This is a genomic window from Vibrio sp. D173a, assembly GCF_030248475.1.
Window position 1 is genome coordinate 1 of sequence record NZ_JAHGAH010000442.1, and the last position, 654, is coordinate 654.

The following is a 654-nucleotide window of genomic DNA, read 5'->3' on the forward strand; positions in this document are numbered from 1 at the left end:
TTGAATGACGAGCGTCCAACCTCATAAGGTACTTTCGCTGCGGTTAGCTCTTGTACCGTCTTACCGACCGAGCTGATCTCCGGGATGGTGTAGATACCTGTTGGAATGTCTTCGATAAGGTGGCTCTCCGCTTCGCCTTTCACAATCGCTTGTGCCACAAATCGACCTTGGTCATACGCGGCGCTGGCTAAGCTTGGGTAGCCAATCACATCACCCACTGCATATACGTGGCTGACGTTGGTTTGATAGTTGGCGTTAACAGAGACCTGCCCACGAGAATCTGATTCTAGGCCAACCGCTCCCAGGTTGAGTTTGTCTGTGTTACCCGTTCTGCCATTGGCGTACAGCAAGCAGTCGGCGCGCATTTTCTTACCGGACTCAAGATGGATGATGACGCCATCATCTGTGCCTTCAATACGCTCAAACGTTTCATCATTACGAATCACTACACCACTGTTCCAGAAGTGGTATGAAAGAGCATCGGATGTTTCGTTATCAAGGAAAGAGAGTAGGCGGTCTCGAGTGTTGATAAGGTCGGTCTTAACGCCCAAACCACGGAAGATAGACGCGTACTCACAACCGATAACACCCGCACCGTAGATGATGATGTGTTGTGGATCGTGCTTGAGGGAGAGAATAGAGTCGCTGTCGTAA

The 654-nt window shown here is 50.3% G+C and carries 1 protein-coding gene; it reads right to left on the reverse strand.

All coding sequences use genetic code 11. The features are described 5' to 3' along the window. Positions 1 to 654, reverse strand: a 654-nt coding sequence (locus KIV40_RS26590) for an FAD-dependent oxidoreductase (RefSeq protein ID WP_285352180.1), incomplete at both ends; no start/stop codon positions are given.